At 71.5% G+C, this 18,688-nt stretch carries 14 protein-coding genes; 8 read left to right on the top strand and 6 right to left on the bottom strand.

Annotated features, from left to right (window positions below):
* Positions 1 to 7 precede the first annotated feature (7 nt).
* The 5 genes from AOK01_RS21400 (at position 8) to AOK01_RS21420 (ending at position 9,579) form a co-directional block, all read left to right on the top strand.
* Positions 8 to 5,158 (top strand): SDR family NAD(P)-dependent oxidoreductase, encoded by a 5,151-nt coding sequence (locus tag AOK01_RS21400; protein WP_425424754.1) that lies wholly within the window; start codon positions 8 to 10, stop codon positions 5,156 to 5,158.
* Positions 5,159 to 5,224: 66 nt separating this feature from the next.
* The gene (locus tag AOK01_RS21405) at positions 5,225 to 6,472 is read left to right on the top strand and encodes a geranylgeranyl reductase family protein (RefSeq protein ID WP_055514121.1); all 1,248 of its coding nucleotides are present in this window, start codon (positions 5,225 to 5,227) and stop codon (positions 6,470 to 6,472) included.
* 206 nt (positions 6,473 to 6,678) lie between these two features.
* Complete coding sequence (locus AOK01_RS21410) at positions 6,679 to 7,722, top strand: polyprenyl synthetase family protein (RefSeq protein WP_055514123.1); 1,044 nt, start codon at positions 6,679 to 6,681, stop codon at positions 7,720 to 7,722.
* 244 nt (positions 7,723 to 7,966) lie between these two features.
* Positions 7,967 to 8,821: an ATP-binding cassette domain-containing protein gene (locus AOK01_RS21415; protein ID WP_055514148.1), complete on the top strand. Its 855-nt coding sequence runs from the start codon at positions 7,967 to 7,969 to the stop codon at positions 8,819 to 8,821.
* On the top strand, positions 8,818 to 9,579 hold the full coding sequence (locus AOK01_RS21420) for an ABC transporter permease (RefSeq protein WP_245702342.1): 762 nt from the start codon (positions 8,818 to 8,820) through the stop codon (positions 9,577 to 9,579). Before AOK01_RS21415 ends, AOK01_RS21420 begins: the two co-directional genes overlap by 4 nt.
* Positions 9,580 to 9,674: 95 nt before the next feature.
* Here the strand turns inward: AOK01_RS21420 and AOK01_RS21425 are convergent, their stop codons facing one another.
* Positions 9,675 to 9,959, bottom strand: a complete 285-nt coding sequence (locus AOK01_RS21425) for a hypothetical protein (RefSeq protein WP_055514124.1) — start codon at positions 9,957 to 9,959, stop codon at positions 9,675 to 9,677.
* Between the two features lie 160 nt (positions 9,960 to 10,119).
* On the opposite strand from AOK01_RS21425, the gene AOK01_RS21430 reads away from it, so the two are divergent.
* Positions 10,120 to 10,689, top strand: coding sequence for a CAP domain-containing protein (locus tag AOK01_RS21430; RefSeq protein ID WP_157871391.1), 570 nt, complete (start codon positions 10,120 to 10,122; stop codon positions 10,687 to 10,689).
* Positions 10,690 to 10,692: 3 nt separating this feature from the next.
* Here AOK01_RS21430 and AOK01_RS21435 read toward each other — a convergent pair whose 3' ends face one another.
* The 3 genes from AOK01_RS21435 to AOK01_RS21450 all read right to left on the bottom strand — a co-directional run bounded on the left by AOK01_RS21435 (position 10,693) and on the right by AOK01_RS21450 (position 15,184).
* A complete protein-coding gene (locus AOK01_RS21435; RefSeq protein WP_198427918.1) occupies positions 10,693 to 11,616 on the bottom strand; it encodes a terpene synthase family protein in 924 nt (307 codons plus the stop codon).
* Between the two features lie 529 nt (positions 11,617 to 12,145).
* Positions 12,146 to 14,518 (bottom strand): FdhF/YdeP family oxidoreductase, encoded by a 2,373-nt coding sequence (locus AOK01_RS21445; RefSeq protein WP_079103625.1) that lies wholly within the window; start codon positions 14,516 to 14,518, stop codon positions 12,146 to 12,148.
* Between the two features lie 153 nt (positions 14,519 to 14,671).
* Positions 14,672 to 15,184, bottom strand: coding sequence for an SRPBCC family protein (locus tag AOK01_RS21450; RefSeq protein ID WP_055514130.1), 513 nt, complete (start codon positions 15,182 to 15,184; stop codon positions 14,672 to 14,674).
* Between the two features lie 261 nt (positions 15,185 to 15,445).
* On the opposite strand from AOK01_RS21450, the gene AOK01_RS21455 reads away from it, so the two are divergent.
* Entirely contained in the window at positions 15,446 to 16,330 is an 885-nt protein-coding gene (locus AOK01_RS21455) for a GRP family sugar transporter (protein WP_245702343.1), read from the top strand.
* Between the two features lie 113 nt (positions 16,331 to 16,443).
* On the opposite strand, the gene AOK01_RS21460 is transcribed toward AOK01_RS21455, so the two are convergent.
* Positions 16,444 to 16,647: a DUF5132 domain-containing protein gene (locus AOK01_RS21460; protein ID WP_245702344.1), complete on the bottom strand. Its 204-nt coding sequence runs from the start codon at positions 16,645 to 16,647 to the stop codon at positions 16,444 to 16,446.
* A gap of 267 nt (positions 16,648 to 16,914) precedes the next feature.
* Between AOK01_RS21460 and AOK01_RS43625 the strand changes: the two genes are divergently transcribed.
* On the top strand, positions 16,915 to 17,127 hold the full coding sequence (locus AOK01_RS43625; protein WP_157871393.1) for a hypothetical protein: 213 nt from the start codon (positions 16,915 to 16,917) through the stop codon (positions 17,125 to 17,127).
* A 98-nt stretch (positions 17,128 to 17,225) separates the two neighbouring features.
* Here AOK01_RS43625 and AOK01_RS21465 read toward each other — a convergent pair whose 3' ends face one another.
* A complete protein-coding gene (locus AOK01_RS21465; RefSeq protein ID WP_245702345.1) occupies positions 17,226 to 18,509 on the bottom strand; it encodes an acyl-CoA dehydrogenase family protein in 1,284 nt (427 codons plus the stop codon).
* Between the last annotated feature and the right edge of the window lie 179 nt (positions 18,510 to 18,688).

The raw sequence follows: 18,688 nt of genomic DNA on the forward strand, positions 1-18,688 counted from the left end.
GTTCCCGCTGTCCGCCGGTACGCCCGTGGCCCTGCGGTCCGCGGCCGGCCGCCTGGCCCGGTGGCTGCGGGGAGAGGGCTCGCAGATCCCGCTGCGAGACGTGGCGCACACACTGGCCGCGCGCCGCTCGCCCGCCCGGGAACGAGCCGCCGTGGTCGCCGCCGACCGGCCGGAGCTGGTGGCGCGGCTCAAGGAACTGGCGGCCGGAACCGCGCCCTTCGCCGGGGTGGCGACCGGCAGAACGGTCCCGGACGCCGGACAGGGCGTGGTGTGGGTCTTCTCCGGGCACGGCTCGCAGTGGGCGGGCATGTGCCGCCAACTGCTGGACCACGACCGGGAGTTCACCCGGGTCATCGACGAACTCGAACCGCTCGTGGCCGAGGAGTCCGGCTTCTCGCTGCGTCAGACCCTGTGCCGCCCGGAGGTGGTGACCGGGTTCGACCGGGTACAGCCGGTGATCTTCGCCATCCAGTTGGGTCTCGCGGCGATGTGGCGCTCCCACGGCGTCGAACCGGCGGCCGTGATCGGCCACTCCATGGGAGAGGTCGCCGCCGCGGTCGCCGCGGGAGCGCTGAGTGTCGAGGACGGGGTACGGGTCATCTGCCGCCGCTCGCGCCTGATCCTGCGGACCGCCGGGCAGGGTCTGATGGCGTCGGTCGCCCTGGGCCGCGCCGAGGTCGAACGGCTGCTGGCCGAACAAGACGTGCAAGGAGTGCACGACATGCGAGGGGCGACAGGGGTGACAGGGGTGACCGTCGCGGTCGTCGCGTCGCCGGAGAACACGGTCGTCGGCGGGGACGCCGACCGCATCCGCCGCCTCGCCGAGGAGTGGGACGCCCGCGGCATCGGCATCCGCGTGGTCGAGGTGGACGTCGCCTCGCACACCGCCCACATGGACCCCATCCTGCCCGACCTCACCGACGCGCTCGCCGGCGTCGTCGGCAGGACACCGAGGACGGCCTTCTACAGCACCGTCACCGACGACCCGCGCGAGCACGCCGTCCTCGACGCCGCCTACTGGTCGGACAACCTCCGCCGGACGGTGCGCTTCGCCGACGCGGTGCGGGCCGCGGCCGACGACGGACACCGGCTGTTCGTGGAGATCGGCCCCCACCCCGTACTGGTCCACCCGGTGCAGGCCACGCTCACCGCGCACGGCCACACCGGCACCGCGGTCGTGCCCTCCCTGCTGCGCGACACCGACGACGCGCTGGCGTTCCACACCAACGTGGCGGCGCTGCACTGCGCGGGGCACCCGCTCGACTGGGCCGACCGCTACGGCGACGGCGCCCTGGCCGACGTACCGCCGACGACCTGGGAGCGCACCCGGTACGTCGTCGATCCCTCCCCGCTGCGACAGTCGGCCGGGGCCCACTCCTCCCCCGCCGCGCACCCGCTCACCGGACCGCACACCGCGGACCCCGACGGCGAGGGCCGCCACCTGTGGCAGACCCGGGTCAGCCCCACGACCCTGCCCTGGCTGGACGCGCACCGCGTCAACGACGTGGCCGTGGTACCGGGCGCCGCGCTGTGCGAGATGGCCGTCGCCGCCGCCACCGACCTGTACGCCGCCGGTCCCGAGCACCTGCGCGTCACCGGCATCGACCTGCAACGGCTGCTGCTGCCGGCGTCCGACGGCACGTCCGTCACCGCCACCGCCGAGGCGGCGGGCCCGGACACCGCCCGCTGGCGAGTGGTCAGCACGGCGTCCGACGGCAGCTCCGTCCAGCACGCCCAGGCGTACCTGCACCGCACGTCCGAGGGCGACCCCGTCCCACCGGGCCGCGACCCGCGGGACCTGCTCGCGGAGTTCCCGCACGCGGTGGACGCCGCGGACGTCTACCGGCAGATGCGCGAGGAACGCGGTGTGCACCACGGCCGACCGTTCATGGGCCTCCAGGCGCTGTACGAGGACGGGTCGCCGGCCGACCGACCGGGCGCCCGCCTGCTGGCCCGCGTCCGCGTACCCGACGGGGGCCGGTCCGGCGCCCAGGCGCTGCACTGCCATCCCGTCACGCTCGACACCTGCCTCCAGACCGTCGCGGGCGCCGTACTGCGCTCCGGCGCCGTGCCCGCCGGAGGCATCCTGCCCGCGGGCATCGAGACACTGCGCCTGTACGGGACTGTCCCGCTCAGCGGGTACTGCCTGGTGACCCTCGTGCGGGTGGACGGCGACCGGTTCACGGCGGACTTCCGCCTGTGGGCCGACGACGGCTCCGTGGCCGCCGACGCGACCGGGGTGGAGTTCCGCCACGTACCCGCGGAGAGCGCCGAGGAGCGCTTCGCCCACCGACTGCTCCAGGCGTCCTGGGAGCCCGCCGAACGACCGGCGTCGGACACCACGCCCGGCACCTGGACCCTCCTGACGGAAGCCGGGCGCGAACCGTACGCGGCCGAACTGGGCGCGGCCCTGGAGAAGCGGGGCGCCACCGTGCACGTCCGGACGTTCGCCCCGGACCGGCCCGCGGAGGACGACGACACCGCACCCCTGACACCCCTGACATCCCTGGCATCCCTGACACCGCCGGAGCCCGGCGTACCGGCACAGACACCGACACCCCGGGCCGTGGTGTACCTGCCCGCGACCGGCACGCCGTCCGACAAGACATCCCCCGACCACCGGGCACGGGAGCGGGTCGCCCGCCTGGCGGAAACGGCCCGCGTCCTCGCGCGGACCGCCGCCGACGGCGGGGCCGCACCGCGCCTGTGGACCGTCACCGACACCGCACAGCAGGTCGCACCCGAGGACCGGCCGGACCTGGCACAGGCCGGACTGCGCGGGCTCGTACGGGTCCTGAGCTACGAGCACCCCGAACTGCGCCCCGGCGTCCTGGACGTCGATCAGCGGATGCCGGTCACGGACGTGGCCGCGGAACTGCTGTCCTGCCCCGACGAGCAGGACGAGATCGCCTACCGGCACGGAACCCGCCACCTGGCGCGCCTGCGCAACATCCCGCTGGACGAACGGGAGCGCCACCGCACCACGGTCGACCGCGAGCACGACCGGGTGGCCCTGCGTCTGACCCGCCCCGGCGACCTGGACTCCTTCGAGTTCGTCGCCCAGCCCCGCCGCCGGCCCGCACCGGACGAGGTCGAGATCCGCCTCGACGCCACCAGCGTCAACTTCATCAACGTGCTCCAGGCCATGGGCGTCTACCAGGGCTTCAGCACCGGTGAGGAGCACGGGGACGTCTGCGCGTTCGACGGTGCGGGCGTCGTCACGGCCGTCGGGGACGGTGTCCGGGACGTGCGGGAGGGCGACCGCGTGGCCGCCATGTTCGTGGACGGTGAGCAGTCCGCCGTCATGTCCTCCTTCGCGACCGTCCGCGCCGACTGCCTCCTGCCGGTACCGGACGGGATGAGCACCCGGGACGCCGCCGCCCTTCCCTGCGCCTACCTGACCGCCTGGTACTCCTTGCGGCACCTGGCCAGGCTGCGGCAGGGAGAGCAGGTGCTCATCCACTCGGCGAGCGGCGGCACCGGCCTCGCCGCGCTGTACCTCGCGCGAGCCTGCGGCGCCGAGGTCTGGGCCACCGCGGGCAGCGAGGCCAAGCGGGCGTACCTGCGCGGCCTGGGCGTCGCGCACGTCATGGACTCCCGCACCCTGGACTTCGCCGACCAGGTGCGCGACCTCACCGGGGGACGCGGCGTCGACGTCGTACTCAACTCCCTCACCGGCCCCGCGCAGTCGGCCGGTCTCGGTCTGCTGGCACACCGGGGCCGGTTCGTCGAACTCGGCAAGCGGGACATCTACGCCAACAACCGCCTGGGGCTGCTGCCCTTCCGCCACAACGTCACCTTCACCGGCGTCGACGTGCTGATGATGATGCAGAAGGACCCGGCCCTGCTCGCCGAGGGCTACCGCGAACTGGCCGGCCTGCTCGCGGACGGCACCCTGCCCCCGCTGCCCGTCACCGCACACCCCGTCGCCGAGGCGTCGTCGGCGTTCCACACCATGGCCTCCGCCCGCCACACGGGCAAACTCGTCCTCACCTGGCCCGCGACCGGCACCGACACCCTGCCCGTGCGCCCCGAGGACGTCCCCGTCGTCCGGCCGGACGGCAGCTACCTGGTCACGGGCGGGCTCGGCGGACTGGGACTCCTGGTCGCCCGCCGGCTGGCCGAACGGGGCGCCGCCGCCGTGCTGCTCACCTCCCGCGGCGCCCCCACCGCGGCCACCCGTACCGCGCTCGACGCCGTCACCGAGGAGTTCGGTACCCGCGTCGAGGTCGTGTGCGGGGACCTCGCCGAGCCGGGCGTCGCCAACACCCTCGTACGGGCCGCCGTGGACACCGGCCACCCGCTGCGCGGTGTCGTGCACGCCGCGGCCGTCGTGGAGGACGCCACCGTCGCCAACCTGTCCACCGCGCTCCTGGAGAAGGTCTGGCGCCCCAAGGCGACGGGAGCCTGGCTGCTCCACCACGCCGTGGCCGGCCAGGACCTGGACTGGTGGGTCACCTTCTCCTCCGCCGCGTCCCTGCTGGGCAACCCCGGTCAGGGCGCCTACGCGGCGGCCAACGCCTGGCTGGACGAGTTCACCTCCTGGCGCCGGGCCCAGGGCCTGCCGGCCACCTGCGTCAACTGGGGACCCTGGGCGGAGGTCGGCCGCGGCACCGGAATGCGGGAACGCGGCTATGCCATGATCGCGCCCGCGGAGGGCATCGCCGCCCTGGAACGTCTCCTCGCCCACGACCGCGGCCGTACCGCCTACACACCCGTCGACCTGGCCCGCTGGCTGGAGTCCTATCCCGCCACCGGCCACACCGCCTTCTTCGCCGAACTGGCCGCCCCGGCGGCGGGTGCGGACTCCGCCGGCGGCCGCAGTGCCCTGCTGGATTCTTTGCGGGAGACGGACGACCCGCAGCAGCGCCGGCAGATCCTGCAACCGCGGGTCGTCGACCACATCGCCGCGGTCCTGCGGCTGGGGACCGACCGGTTCGACGCCAACACGTCCCTGGTCACGCTCGGCCTCGACTCGCTCATGGCGATCGCCCTGCGCAACCGGCTCCAGCGCGAACTGGCCCTGGAAATCCCCACGACGGTGATGTGGACCCACCCGACGGCGTCCGCCCTCACCCGCTACCTGCTGGCCCGGCTCCACCCCGAGCAGGGCCAGGACGACACCCGCACCGAGACGGAAGCCGCCGCCACCCCGTGAGCCCACACCGCCACCTCGTGCGCCCCCTCACCCCTTCCGCCCAACCGCTGGCCAGGTGACCACCGCATGTCCCCTTCTTCCGCCCCTCCCTCCTCCGGCTCCTCCCCCACCTGGGACGTGATCGTCGTCGGTGCCGGCCCGGCCGGAGCCACCGCGGCCCGCGTCGCCGCCGAGAACGGCTGCGCGACACTGCTGCTGGAACGCGCCGCCATCCCCCGCTACAAGACCTGCGGCGGTGGCCTCGTCGGAGCATCCCTCGCCGCGCTCCCTCCCGGTCTGCCCCTCACCGTCCACGACACCGCAGGCCGGTTCACCTTCGCCCTCAACGGCCGCAAGGAACGCACGCTCACGTGCGCCTCCCCGACCTGCGCCCTGGTCTACCGCAGCGAACTCGACGCGGCGCTGACCGACGCCGCCGCCGCGGCGGGCGCGAAGGTCCGGGACAGCACCGCGCTGACCGCCCTGGAGCAACAGGGCGACAGCGTGGCCGTGACGACCAACCGCGGCGACACCCTCCGCGCCCGGGTCGTCGTCGGCGCCGACGGCAGTGCCAGCAGAGTCGCCCGGTACGTAGGCGTGCAGTGCGCGCAGGTCGACCTCGCCCTGGAGGTCGAGGTCCCGGTCGACGAGAGGACCGCCGACCGCTGGCGGGGCCGGGTCCTGATGGAGTGGGGGCCGCTGCCTGGCTCCTTCGGCTGGGTGTTCCCCAAGGGTGACGTCTGCACCGCGGGCGTGGTGGCCGCCCGCGGCAACCCCGTGGCCCTGCGCGCCTACAAGGAGGACTTCCTGACCCGCCAGGGACTCGACGGCCCGCGTCCCCTCCACGACACCGGTCACCTCACCCGGTGCCGCCGCCCCGACTCCCCCCTGTCCCGCGGGCGCGTACTGGTCGCCGGTGACGCCGCGGCCCTCGTCGACCACTGGTCACGCGAGGGCATCTCCTACGCCCTGCGTTCGGGAGACCTCGCGGGTCACGCCGCCGCCCGCATCGTCACCGCCGCCGACGAGACGGCGGCGGACACCGCCGCCGACCGCTACGGACGGCAGGTCGACGACGTCCTCGGCGTCGAGATGCGCGCCAGCAGCTCGCTGATGAACCTGTTCGCCCGCAACCCCGGCCTCGTCCACACGGCCGTGACCCGCCTGCCCCCGGCATGGCACCGTCTCGACGCCTACATCGCCGGCCGCACCAGCGTGGCCGGCATCATGACCGCGCCCTTCGCGCGCACCGCCACCGAGCTGGCCACCCGGCTGCCGCTCGGTCCCGCGGTACCGCGAAGCCGGCGACCGGCGGAAGGCGGTGGGTCGCGGTGAGCCCACCGACGGCCAGGTGGCCGGCGCCCGGGTCGTCGGTGATGGTCCGACGGTCGGGTCAGTGCACCGTATGAGATCTGGGCCGCGCCGGTGATCCTTTCGCCTGGCGGTGTGCTGCGCTTCCCGGTGCCGGTCGGGCACCGGTTGACTGATGCGGGTATCCCTTTTGTCCGCAGTTTGTTGTCCGCAGTCTTGAGGAGCAGTGCATGTCACAGATCACCGACTCGGCCCCGGGCACCGCGTTTCCCCGTCTGGGCTGGGTCGACGACCTGTTCGTCCCGGCTCTCCGGACGGCCCTGGCGGCCCTGCCGGCCGTCGAGAGCCGGGTGGCGGGCTATCACCACGGCTGGTACGAGGCCGACGGCACCCCCGTGGCGTCGGCCTCCCGGCGCGGCAAGGCGGTCCGGCCTGCGCTGACGCTGCTGTCCGCCGCGGCCGTGGACGGCAGCGCCGACGACGCGCTGCCCGGCGCCGTGGCCGTGGAACTCGTACACGACTTCACCCTGTTGCACGACGACGTCATCGACGGTGACGCGCTGCGCCGGCACCGGCCGGCCGCCTGGTCGGTGTTCGGCACACCGGCGGCCGTCCTGACCGGGGACGCGCTGCTGGTCTCGGCGGTACGGGTGGTCGCCGACGCCCCCCGGCCACGGGCGGCCACGGCGGTGCGGGAGCTGGTCGGCGCCCTCATGGAACTGGTCGAGGGGCAGAGCCTCGATGTCGCCTTCGAAAAGGCGCCCGAGGTGTCGGCGGCGCAGTACCTGGCCATGGCCGAGGGCAAGACGGGGTCGCTGATGGGCTGCGCCTGCGCGCTGGGCGGGCTGCTCGCGGGGGCCGACGACGAACGGGTCGGCGGGCTGCGGGAGTTCGGCCGCCGGCTCGGCGTCGCCTTCCAGTGCGCCGATGACGTGCTGGGCATCTGGGGCCGTACGACGCGCAGCGGCAAACCGGTCGGGGCCGATCTCGCCGCGCGCAAGAAGTCCCTGCCCGTGGTGGCGGCGCTCGCCGGCGGCGGCCCGGCGGCCGAGCGGCTGCGGGACCTGTACGCATCGCCGCGTCCGATGGACGAGCAGGACGTGGCCCTGGCCCGTCAGCTGGTGGAGACGGCCGGCGGACGCCAGGCCGCCCAGGACGAGGCACGCCGTCAGATGTCCGCGGCGCTGCGCGCGTTGTCGTACGCCCGGCCGTCGGCGGACGCCTACCGCCAGCTGCAGGAGATCGCCTGGGCGATGATCCGCCGGGATTCCTGAGACCGGCCACGGCCACAGCCACAGCCACGAGTGTGACGAGGGGGCGGTACGGACCTGGCTTCGCGGACCGACCACTTCGGGCGTGACTTCGGGCCCGGTGGGCCGTTGTCCGTACAGTGGGCCGTTTTGTGACATCTGTCCGGCCTTTTCCTGACCGTCCTGAACGGGTCCATTCGTAATGAAACACAGTGAATTTGTGCAGCAGCCCGAGTCCGGCCCGGCGCTTCCGGGTGATCTTCCGGCCGTGTCCGCCTATGGACTACAGGTGGCCCGCGGCACCCATACGGTGCTGACGAACGTCACCTTCTCCCTCCCCCGCGGCTGTGTGGTCGGCCTGCTCGGCCCGAGCGGCTGCGGGAAGACGACGCTGCTGCGTGCGGTGGTCGGCGTGCAGCCGGCCACCGCGGGCCACGTCCAGGTCCTGGGGCACGCGGCCGGCGCCCCGCAGCTGAAGACCCGCGTCGGGTACGTCACCCAGGCCCCGTCCGTGTACGCGGACCTGACCGTGCTGGAGAACCTGCGCTATTTCGCCTCCGCGCTGGGCATGAAGGGCTGGCGCCGGGAGGACGCGGTGGTCCGCGTCGTCAAGGAGGTCGACCTCGCCGGATACGCCGACAAGCTCGTCGCCCGCCTCTCGGGCGGTCAGTACTCGCGTGTCTCCCTGGCCGTGGCGCTGCTCAACGAGCCCGAACTGCTGGTGATGGACGAGCCGACCGTCGGCCTCGACCCGATCGTGCGCCGGGAGCTGTGGCAGGTGTTCCAGCGGCTGGCCGAGGAAGGCACCACGCTGCTGATCTCCAGCCACGTGATGGACGAGGCCGACCGCTGCGACCGGCTGCTGCTGATGCGCGCCGGCCGACTGCTGGCCGGCGCGGCCCGGACCGCTCTGCTGGAGCACACCGGATGCTCCGACGTGGAGGAGGCGTTCATGCACCTGGTGGAGGCGGCGACCGCGGCGGAGGCACAGGCCCGCCAACAGGTCGCGACCCAGGACCTGTTGTCCGAGCTGCCCGGCCTTTCCGGTCTCTCCGGACTGCTCGACCAGGGCGGCGCCCCCGAGGCCGAGCGGGTCTCCGTCGCCGCGGACGCCCGCTCGTGAGCCGCCTCCCGCTGGCCGACCGGCTGCCGTTCTCCCCCACGATCACCGGGGCGACCGCCGTACGGGTGCTGCACCAGGTCTCCCGCGACAAGGGCAGCACCGCGCTGCTGCTGGGCATCCCCTGCATGCTGATGGTGCTGCTCAAGCTGATGTTCCACAGCTCGGACGCGACCTTCCAACGTGTCGGGCCCCAGGTCTTCGGCATCTTCCCGGTCATCGTGATGTACCTGGTGGCGTCCATGTCCACGCTGCGGGAACGCACCACGGGCACCGCCGAACGGCTGCTGACCATGCCGGTGCGGCGGCTCGACATCGTGCTCGGCTACAGCATCGCTTTCGCGTTCCTCGCACTGCTGCAGGCGGTGCTCTCCACCCTGCTGTCGGTCGGCCCGCTGGGGCTGGACATCAAGGGCCCCGCGTATCTGCTGATGGTGATCGCCATGCTCGGCGCCCTGCTGGGCCTGGCCCTGGGACTGCTGGTGAGCGCCTTCGCCCGCAACGAGTTCCAGGCGGTGCAGTTCCTGCCGGCGGCGGTCCTGCCGCAGTTCCTGGTGTGCGGACTCTTCGTGCCCCGGGACGAGATGCAGGGAGCCCTGTCGGGCGTGGCCAAGGTCATGCCGATGACGTACGCGGTGCAGGCCGCGAGTGAGGCCGCCGGCCATTCCGGTGTCACCGGCGTGTTCGTCCGCGACGCCCTGCTGACTCTGGCGTGCGTGATCCTCGTGCTCGTCGTCAGCGCCGCCACACTCAAACGTTGACCGCGACACACACACGCGACACCCCGCAGCCCGCAACACGGACGGCCTCCTCCCGCGCATGCGGGAGGAAGCCGTCGCAGGGAGTCTTCGATCGGCTAGCCCCTCATGCCCCAGGAGAAGCCGCCGGAGACCGTGCCGTCCCGGGGAATCTCGAACGGGCCGAAGTGCAGGGGCCGCTCTTGACCGTGGCCGTGGCCGTGGCCGTGGCCGTGACCGAGACCCTCGCCCGGGTAGCCGTCGAAGTCGTCCGCGGCGGGCTGGTTCACGGCCTGCGCGGGCGGTGCCGACGCGGAGGCGGCGGTGGCGGTGGCCGTGGCACCCGCGGTCAGGGCGAGAGCGGCGAGAGCGAGAGCGACGAGACGGCGAAGCTGAAATGACATGTAAATCCTCCTGGGCGATAGGAATCCACGAGGTGGAAAGGGGTTTTTAACCCTATCCACCTTTGCCGGGCGGGCCAGAACAGAAAATGCCGCGTTCCCCCAAAGGGGCAGAAAAAGAGAAAGTGGGAAAAGCATGAACTCTCCCTGCCGGACAACGCTCTTGGCCGTATGCGCAATCCTCGCCGCGCTGCTGCCCCAGGCACCGGCGGCCGGGACCGGGGCCGGGGCCGAACCACCCGTCGCCGCGCCACCGTCCTACCCGGTGCCTCCATGGCCGGTGCCGGACGCGCCGCATCCGCCGCATCCGGGGCAGTGGCCGGCCTCGGCCGACCGCCGGGCCGACCCGGCAGCCGACCCGGCAGCCGCCGTGGCCGCCGAGCTCAACGGGCACCGGACCGAGGCGGGCTGCCACCGGGTACGGCTGCGGGCCGCTCTCACCCGGGCGGCCCAGACGCACAGCGCCGACATGGCCCGTCATGAGCGCCTCGGCCACACCGGAACCGACGGCAGCAGCCCGCAGGACCGGATGCGCGCCGCCGGCTACCGCCCCACTCGCTCGGGTGAGGTCGTCGTGGCCGGTACGGACACCGCGGGCGCCGCCGTCGAGGCGTGGATGGACAGCCCGCCACACCGGGACATCATCCTGACCTGCCGTTACACCGACGCGGGCATCGGCGTGGCGGACGGCCCCGGCGGCCCCTGGTGGACCCTGGACCTGGCCGCGCGGTGAGACTCAGCCGAGGTCGGCGTCCCACCACCATGCGATCGAGGGGGCACCCTCCACCGGTCCTGGCCGCAGGTCGGACGGCTCCTCGGCCCAGGCCGGCGACAGGTCCTCCCACTCGTCGGGCCAGTGGCCGAGGCTGAGGTAGCGGGGAACCCGCTGGCCCCACTCGTTGTTGCCGCGGATCCCGTGGCGCAGTCCCTGCAGATACACCGACAGGTCGGCGCCGGCCGTCGGGCGTACGACGTCGTGCAGCTCAAGGAAGCGCCGCAGGATACGGTCGCGCAGCTTGTTGGCCTCGTCGACGGCCTGCTGCAGGGAGAGCGAACGCCCGGCCATCAGCACGGTGTAGATGTTCTGGTCGGTGTGACCCCGGATCAGTTCCTTGTGCAGGGAGTACCGGTCGTTGTCGAGCGAGGCCACCATGATGGCCATCTCGGTCAGCGCCAGCACCGCCGGACGGTTCATCTCCCGGTCGGGTACTTCCGCCCCGGTGGCCAGCTCCAGCAGGGCGAACGTCGGATGACCGCCCGCCGACAGCAGCCGCAGCGCCAGGAACTCGTCCAACGCCGGCATACGTCCGGCGGCCTGGTTGCCGATCTGCCAGGCGACCCCGGACAGCCACGCCCGGTGCGCGTGGACGAACCGGGTCACCTGGGTGGGCGGCGCGAACGAGCGGAACCGCCGCATGACGTCCTGCAAGGCCCGCGCGTACCGGTCCGCGGGCTCCGCCAGGCCGGTCTCGCAGGCCCGCTGCACCTGTCCTGCCAGGGCGTTGAACTGTGCGGGACGGCCGCTCAGCGGCCCGCTGTCACAGCGCACGTCGTCGAACCCGAAGCCCCAGTACACCCACAGGGTCGCCGCCAACAGCCGGTCGTCGTCCTCGGCCGCCGGGGTGAACCGGGCGTAGAAGTCGGCACTGTGTGTGGCCACGACCCACGCCTTTTCGCGTTCCGACGCACACATACCGCTGGCGCCGATCCATTCCACGGCCCTTTTCTCGATCTGCCGGACGTGCGGATGAACGGCGGACTCCAGCGGGCAGAAAACAGGAGGCAATTCCACTTCGGACAGGCGGGTTCCCATGGCAGCGTCAACCTTCCGGCAAAAAGACAGGGAGCGGCCACGATCATGTGGGACGGCGTGCGGTGACGCGACACGGCAGGCCCGCGCGCCGGGGGTGTCAACCGAAGGGATGGCGCGGCGTCCGCGGTTGACTCCACGCCCGTCGGCTACTCCTTAGATCACACTTCCGGCACACCTGTGACCCGGTGGCGAACCCCTCGTTGAAGCCCACATGCGACTTCGTACCTGCCTTCGTGCCACCGTCCTGCTCATGGTCCTCGGGGCCCTCCAGAGCGGCCCGTCCGCCGTGGCCGACGGGAAGGGCGGCCCGCCCCGGAGCGGCCCGCCCGCCCAGTCGGCGTCGATCGACCCGCTGGCCCCCTTCTCTCAGAGCGCGTCAGCGCTCTTCGGCATGGCCGCGCCCTTCGTCGACAGCGCCAGCACCATGATGTTCCCGCCGCGCTGACCCGCCCGCCCCGGAGCGTGGCTCCAGGCGGACGACGATGCCTTTGGAGGTCGGCGTGTTGCTGGTGTCGGCCACGCTGTCCAGCGGTACGAGGACGTTGGCCTCCGGGTAGTAGGCGGCGGCGCAGCCGGCGGTCGTGGGGTAGGAGACGAGCCGGAAGTCCTCGGCACGGCGCTCGGTGCCGTCCTGCCACACGCTGACCACGTCCACCCGGGCGCCGTCCGCCAGCCCGAGAGCGCTCAGGTCGGCGGGGTGGACGAGCACGATCCGACGTGAGCCGTGGATGCCCCGGTACCGGTCGTCGGTGGTGTAGGGCACGGTGTTCCACTGGTCGTGGGAGCGCAGTGTCTGCAACAGGAGATGCCCCCGCGGGGCGCGCAGTGCCTCGAACGCGTTGCGGGTGAACAGCGCCTTGCCGCCGGGAGTGGGGAACACGCCTTCGTTGACCGGGTTCGGCAGGCCGAACCCGCCCGGCTTGCGCACCTTGGTGTTGAAGTTCTCGAAGCCGGGGACGACCCGCGCGATACGGTCCCGGACGGTGCCGTAGTCCGCCTCGAAGTCCTCCCAGGGGACGGGCACCTTGTCGGCCAGTGTCCGGCGGGCCAGCCTGCTGAGGATCGCGACCTCACTGAGCAGATGGCTCGACGCCGGCTCCAGGTGCCCGGACGAGGCGTGCACCTGGCTCATCGAGTCCTCGACGGTGATGAACTGCTCCTCGCCGTTCTGACAGTCCCGTTCGCTGCGGCCGAGGGTCGGCAGGATCAGCGCGATGTCGCCGCAGGCCGTGTGGGAGCGGTTCAGCTTGGTGGAGATGTGCGCGGTGAGCCGGCACCGGCGCATCGCCCGCTCGGTCAGGTCACTGTCCGGGGCGGCCCGTACGAAGTTGCCCGCGAGGCCGAGGAAGACCTTGGCCCGGCCGTCGCGCATGGCCCGGATGGAGTCCACCGTGTCCAGGCCGTGGTGGGCGGGCGGAGTGAAGGAGAACTCCCGTTCGAGCGCGTCAAGGAAGTCCTGCGGCATCTGCTCCCAGATGCCCATGGTCCGGTCGCCCTGGACGTTGCTGTGCCCCCGTACGGGACAGACGCCCGCGCCGGGCCTGCCGATGTTCCCCCGCAGGAGCTGGAAGTTCACCAGTTCACGGATGGTGGGCACCCCGTGCTTCTGCTGGGTGAGGCCCATCGCCCAGCAGACGATGATCCGTTCGCTGGCCAGGACCCGGTCCCGCAGTTCCTCGATCTGGCGACGGGTCAGGCCGGTGGCCGCGAGGACGTCCGGCCAGGAGACCGTGGTGCGGATGTGGTCGGCGAATTCCTCGAACCCGCTGGTGTGGTGGTCGATGAACTCCCGGTTCAGCACCGTCCCCGGTGCGGCGTCCTCAGCCTCCAGCAGGAGCAGGTTCAGCGCCTGGAAGAGTGCGAGGTCGCCACCGAGCCGGATCTGGAGGAACTGGTCGGCGATGTTGGTGCCCCGGCCGATCACCCCGCGCGGTTTCTGCGGGTTCTTGAAGCGCATGAGGCCCGCTTCGGGAAGCGGGTTGACGGCGACGATCCGGCCGCCCCCGCGCTTGGTCTCCTCCAGCGCGGAGAGCATGCGGGGGTGGTTGCTGCCCGGGTTCTGGCCCACGGTCAGCACCAGATCGGCGTGGTGGATGTCCAGCAGGCTCACGTCACCCTTGCCGATGCCCAGCGTCTCGTGCAGCGCCGCGCCGCTGGACTCGTGGCACATGTTGGAGCAGTCCGGCAGGTTGTTGGTGCCCAGGGCCCGGGCGAAGAGCTGGAGGACGAAGGCGGGTTCGTTGCCGGCCCGGCCCGAGGTGTAGAAGATCGCCTCGTCGGGCGAGTCCAGGGCCCGCAGTTCGTCGGCGATCAGGCCGAGGGCGTCGTGCCAGCTGATCGGCTCGTAGTGGTCCGCGCCCGACCGCTTCACCATGGGCTGGGTGAGCCGCCCCTGCTGGTTCAGCCACCGGTCCGAACTGCGGGCCAGTTCGGAGACCGAGTACCGCCGGAAGAACTCGGGAGTGACGCGTCGCGTGGTGGCGTCGTCGTTGGCGTGTTTGGCACCGTTCTCGCAGTACTCGTTCGTGTGGCGCTTACCCGGCACGGGGTCGGGCCAGGCGCAGCCGGGGCAGTCGAAGCCCTCGGTCTGGTTGATGTCGAGCAGGTTCAGCGCCGTACGGCGAGCCGATGTCTCGGCGAGGGAGTACCGCACCGCGTGGGCCACCGCCGGGACCCCGGCCGCCCATGTCTTCGGCGCGGTGATCTTCGCCTGCTCGCCGCCCGGATCGTCGTTCGATGACTCTCGCACCGCCTCGCCCTTCCGCTCTGTTCCACTCACCTCCCCTCCCCGCCGAGCGTCGGAGGTCGGCGACTACCGGCTGCGCCTGATACTCAATGCGTAATTTCTATACGAGATATCCAGTTGTTCCGGTTATCTCCGATACGGCGCCCCGGCTGTTTCTCAGCCGGTCGGCCAGTTCGGCACCCGCGGCGGCAGGCGGTCCATGTCCGGTCTCACATGGCCGCCACTGATCGTTCCCCGCCACTGGCCGGTCTCCCGGCCCTGGCCCTCGATGTACTCCTTGAAGCGCCGGAGGTCCTCCCGCGCCTGCCTGCGGACGAGGCCCAGGGCGTCCGCGGCCCGCTCGGCGGCGCCGCGCGGAGTGAAGTCGATGCGGATGGCAACCCGGCAACGGGTCTCCCCCAGCGTCCTGAAGTTCACCGCGCCGGCCAGCCGGGGAGTCCCCACGGTGCGCCACACCACGCGGTCGTCGGGGTGTTGTTCGGTGATCTCCGCGTCGAACTCGCGGGTCACGCCGCCGAACGCGGTGACCCAGTGCGTCATGGAGGAGCGCGACCGGTCCACCCGGCGCACGCCGTGCATGAACCGGGGAAAGCACTCGAACTGGGTCCACTGGTTGTAGGCCATATGGACCGGGACGTCGACGTCGACGGCGCCTTCGATGACGCTCATGGCTGCTCCACCTCTCCGCGACGGGCCAGGGGCCGTACATCCAGGCGAGCGAGTGCCCTTCGCGGACGCTCTCAATCCGGACGAGGTCGCCCGGTGATACGACGTCGGTGCGAACGGCATCGCCGGGCGCTCCCGCGCCGCGCTGCGGTTTCCGGCTGCTCCGCCACGGCCGGCCTCCTCACTCCGTCCCACCGTCGACTGTCCGCGCCGAAGGTCGTGAAACCGCCCGACTCGCATGGGGGGTATCGGCGGGAGGACGACATGGGAGCCGCGGGAGCGGGGCACGGGGAGCGGATGGGCCCTCTTCTCGCACTGGCGTCCGCGGCTTGCTACGGGCTGGTGGATTTTCTCGGCGGGCTGCTGTCCCGCCGCATCCACTTCGCCGTGGTCACCTTCCTCGGCCAGGTCGGGGGACTGCTGTTCGCCGTCGTGGCAGCGGTTCTCGTGCCGGCCGACGCCGTCCGGTCGGCGGATGTGCTGTGGGGGGCGCTGTCGGGCTGTGGAAGCGCCGTGGCCATGCATTTCCTCAACCGGGGGTTGAGCCGCGGGGCGATGAGCATCGTGGTCCCCGTGAGTGCTGTCACCGGGATCGCGCTGTCCGTGCTGTGCGGGGTGTGCTTCCTGGGCGACCGGCCCACCCCGTTGGCATGGCTGGGCATCGGCGTGACAGCACCGGCGCTGTGGCTCGTCTCCGGTGGCGGTGTCCGTGCACGCCGCGGGAGGAGGCCCGCGGCCGACAGACAGGCGTCGATGGACGGCCTGACCGCGAGCCTGGGAGTGGCGCTGCAGTACGTCTGTCTCGCCCAGGCCGATCCGGCCGGCGGTCTGTGGCCCGTTGCCGCGGGCCGCCTCGCCGCCGTCCTCCTCCTGCTGCCGCACACCTGGCAGTACGCCTCCCACTTCCGGCAACCGCCACGGCTTCTGGGGCAGGCGGCCCTGATCGGAGCGGGGGCAGCACTGGGCCTGACGCTCTATCTTCTGGCCGCTCAGCAGCAGATGCTCGCGATCGCCGTCGTCCTGGCATCCCTGTATCCGGCCATCCCCACCATCCTCGGCCTGGCGGCCTTGCACGAGAAGGTCACCGGAAGACAGGTGGTCGGCCTGCTCAGCGCGGGTGCCGCGGTCGTCCTGCTGTCGTTGGGATGACGATGACCGCCCGGCCGTGCCCCATCGGCATCGACCGGCCTCACTTCGTGTCGGGAGCAGAGAGAGATCCTCGGCTCCCAACTCATCGCATCATGTCGAGTGGCAACCCGTTCTCACGCGGTCGCGGTGCTCGTACGAGTCTTCTTGGTGGTCTGCCGCGGTACCTCCGAGCCGTCCTGGAGATCGGAAGCGAATACCTCAGCGGTCGCCTCGGCGGCAATGTCACTCAGGTCTTCATTGATCTCATGGGCAACTCGCTTGGCATCCAACGCCAGCTTTACGGAGGACTTGACAGTCCCGCGAACGATCTTCTTCATGAGGGGCGCCGCAGCTACCCCGACCAAGAAGACGGGAATAAGCATAGTAAGTACAGCCTTTCTCGCAGCAGGGTCGGATTTCCCGAGTGTCCTCAGAATCCGACCTTAGCGCCCCAAGTGACTGCCCCACCAGGGCGATCTCACGGTTTCACTCTTTCGGGTATACGCCCAGCTCAGTTGATCTTTCCCGCCTCCATATGGCTTATTCTGCACCCTGAGGCAGACCGTATTCTCAATTCCCCATTTGACATTGAGTCAGGAGTTCACATGGAAAAGTCCGCAAACGGCGAGGCGCGCACCACGACCGAGGCCGCAAGGGAAAAGGTTCTCTATTCCGCCGAGGTACGTCATGCAAATGGAGAGTGCACACTCACTATCAACAATCACCTCCACGGAAATGTGGAGGTGTATGTGGTGCCGGAGAAGGCAGTGCAGAAACTCCCGTTCTATCTTTCGATGCTCAGGAACAAACTCGCTTGAACGGCCCTTCGGGGTCGCCCGGCGTCAAACGCTGACGGTCCAAGGTTTTCGGGCAAGATCGCCGAGAGTGATCTTGCCCGCGCCACTGCGAGGGCCGGTCAGGCTTGTCGCTGCGCCACCAGGGACGGGCTCGGTCGGGTGGCGGCGAGCAGTGAGTGCGCCAGAACGCTGTAAAGGGTGTCGTTGGGGCCGTCGGCGATACGGAGCCCCCGAATGTCCCGAAGGCGCTTCTCCATGGGCGTGTGACGGGTGTATCCGTCGCTGCCGTGCAGTTGGAGCGCGATGTCGACGGCGCGGTAGGACGTGTCCGTGGCAAGGGCTTTGGCGGCGGAGCAGGCCGCCACGTCGATGTCCTCACCGTCCTTCTCGATCCGCTCCAGGAGAGAGAAGCACCAGGCGGTGGCTGCTTGGACTTCGGCCGCCGCGGTGCCGAGCCGACACGCGACGGACGGAATGTCCGCCAGTGACATCCGGCCGACACTGCGGCGGCGGGTACGGGCCATCGTCTCCTCGATCGAGGCGGTGGCCGCACCCAGGCAGACCATCGCCATCATCAGGCGCCAGCCGGAGAAGTGCGCGTCGAAGATCCGGCGGCCGTCGCCCGGTGCCCCGAGCAGGCGGTCCTTGCCGACGCGTACGGCGTCGAAGTGCAGGCGCCCCAGACTCCACCCGCGCAGTCCGAGCGGGGCGGCGCTCTCGGCGAGGACGCCGACGCTGTCCATCGGCAGCCAGAGCGCCGACAGCGGCACCTCGCGCAGCGCAGCGCCGTCGCTGTCCATCCCGGCGGCCTGCTCCGGCCGGAGCACCTTGCAGAAGACGACGAATCCGACGGCCTCTTCGACCCGACTGACCAGGCCCTTCGTGCCCGAGAGCAGCAAGTGGTCACCATGGTCGACCGCTACGGTCCGCAGGCCGCGCAGGTCCGACCCCGAGTGCGGTTCGCTGGACGCCACACCCGCCAGCTCGCCACGGTTCACGACGCCGTCGAGGACTGCCTGTGCGACGGCGGGTGCGCCGTACCGCAGGGCCATGGCTCCGTGTCCCGAGCTGAAGATCTCCCGCGCGTCGCAGTCCCGCCGGCCGGCCAGGAACATCGCCATCCCCTGGGCCACGCGCTCCAGGCCCGGGGGGACGACCACATCGGCGTCCCTGGCCCCGGCGGGGCCCCGGCCGTCCCCCGGCCCGACCGTGGCACACGCGAGGTCGAAGCCTGTCAGCCCGGCCTGGGCGGCGCTTTTTCGCAAGCCGAGCCAGGGCGGCCGGGCCGCCTCCTCCGTGAGGGGCTCGGGCAAGTGTTTGTCAAGGAAGTCGGTGACTCGGGAAGTGAAGTCCTTGAGGGCAGGATGGCGGGCCAGGACGGCGCAGAATTCTGAGGAATACACGTACGGTTCCCCTAAGAAGACGTGAGGGATGAGCGGGTACTCCGAGCGGAATCCCCGAGTGGCTCGTCGTTCACGGCGCCGGACCGAACTCCGTGTCGAAAGTCCCGGTGTTGACGGTCCCGGTGGGGTCCGAGCCCAGCGCCCTGGTTCTTCAGTTGTTCGTGCCGCTCCTGTCGGCC

The organism is Streptomyces aurantiacus, from assembly GCF_001418335.1.
In the GTDB taxonomy this organism is placed as follows: Bacteria; Actinomycetota; Actinomycetes; order Streptomycetales; family Streptomycetaceae; genus Streptomyces; species Streptomyces aurantiacus.

Excerpts from the sequence above, each read along its gene's own strand:
- AOK01_RS21450 (WP_055514130.1), bottom strand. The coding sequence starts at position 15,184 with ATGAGCGTCATCGAAGGCGCCGTCGACGTCGACGTCCCGGTCCATATG.
- AOK01_RS21405 (WP_055514121.1), top strand. The coding sequence starts at position 5,225 with ATGTCCCCTTCTTCCGCCCCTCCCTCCTCCGGCTCCTCCCCCACCTGG.
- AOK01_RS21425 (WP_055514124.1), bottom strand. The coding sequence starts at position 9,959 with ATGTCATTTCAGCTTCGCCGTCTCGTCGCTCTCGCTCTCGCCGCTCTC.
- AOK01_RS21455 (WP_245702343.1), top strand. The coding sequence starts at position 15,446 with ATGGGAGCCGCGGGAGCGGGGCACGGGGAGCGGATGGGCCCTCTTCTC.
- AOK01_RS43625 (WP_157871393.1), top strand. The coding sequence starts at position 16,915 with ATGGAAAAGTCCGCAAACGGCGAGGCGCGCACCACGACCGAGGCCGCA.
- AOK01_RS21460 (WP_245702344.1), bottom strand. The coding sequence starts at position 16,647 with ATGAAGAAGATCGTTCGCGGGACTGTCAAGTCCTCCGTAAAGCTGGCG.
- AOK01_RS21410 (WP_055514123.1), top strand. The coding sequence starts at position 6,679 with ATGTCACAGATCACCGACTCGGCCCCGGGCACCGCGTTTCCCCGTCTG.